Origin of the sequence: Microcoleus sp. A003_D6 (assembly GCF_036702825.1) — a bacterium.
In the GTDB taxonomy this organism is placed as follows: Bacteria; Cyanobacteriota; Cyanobacteriia; order Cyanobacteriales; family Microcoleaceae; genus Microcoleus.
Genome location: NZ_JAUBWA010000294.1, coordinates 1 through 1,191 on the forward strand (window position 1 = coordinate 1; position 1,191 = coordinate 1,191).

Sequence of the window (1,191 nt, forward strand, 5' to 3'; positions counted from 1 at the left end):
TAAGTAAGTAACGGGAAATAATGAAAGCAAGGTATCAATACAGAATTTATCCGACTCATCAGCAACAGCAGAGTTTAGCTCAGTTGTTTGGATGCTGTCGAGTAGTCTGGAATGATGCCCTAGCGATCTGCAAACAGTTTGAGAAAAAGCCAAGCTCTGCTGAACTTCAGAAAATAGTAATAACCCAAGCCAAAAAGACCGAAGAAAGAGCTTGGTTAAGTGAAGTTTCTAATATCCCATTACAGCAGTCTATAGCTGATTTGGAAACAGCTTTCAAGAACTTTTTTAACTCCTGTAAGGGAAAGCGGAAAGGTCGTAAAGTTCAGTATCCTAAATTCAAAAAAAGAACAAATAGCCAATCGGCGCGATTTAGGAGTGGAGGGTTTTCCTTCAAAAATGGCGGTGTCTATTTAGCTAAAATTGGTATTGTCCATCCAGTATGGTCTAGAGATATACCTTCAGAACCTAGCTCTGTCACAGTAATCAAAGATTGTGCAAACCGTTATTTTTTAAGTTTTGTTGTAGAGGTTCAACCAATTCAAGTCGAAGCTAAAAACCCAAGTATCGGAATTGACTTGGGAATCAAAACCTTTGCGGTGATGAGTAACAGCGAAAAAGCCGAAAGTCCTAGCTACAAAAAGTTAGACCGGAAAGTTCGCAAACTCCAACGCAAGTTAGCCCGCCAGCCCAAAGATTCCAAAAGGAGAAATATAACTCGAATCAAGATCGCCAAACTACACAATCGTATTACGGACACCCGTAAAGATTTCCTGCACAAATTATCAACCAAAATAGTCAACGAAAACCAAGTGATTATTCTGGAAGATTTGAACGTGTCGGGAATGCTGAAGAATCGCAAACTCTCAAGGGCGATTAGCCAACAAGGATGGAGAGAATTTAGAACTCTCTGTGAAGCCAAATCGGAGAAATTTGGCAGAGAGTTTCAAGTAATTAGTAGGTGGGAACCTACTAGCCAAGTCTGTGCGGACTGTGGCTTTAAGTGGGGAAAAATTGATTTGTCTATTCGTTCAGTGCTTTGCATGAGTTGTGGTACTGAGCAAGACAGAGATGAGAATGCGGGTAAAATTATAGAGAAAGTCGGGATGGGGAATCGCCACGACTTTAAACGGGCGCAGAGGATTTGTCAGACTACTTCGGTAGCCGAACCCTATGAAGCGTCAAGAATCACCG

General features: G+C 41.4%; 1 protein-coding gene. It reads left to right on the top strand.

What is annotated here, in order from left to right; genetic code table 11:
• Nucleotides 1-20: 20 nt before the first annotated feature.
• The coding region (locus QUB70_RS32525) for an RNA-guided endonuclease InsQ/TnpB family protein (protein WP_332985929.1) at nt 21-1,191 on the top strand (1,171 nt) is incomplete at its 3' end.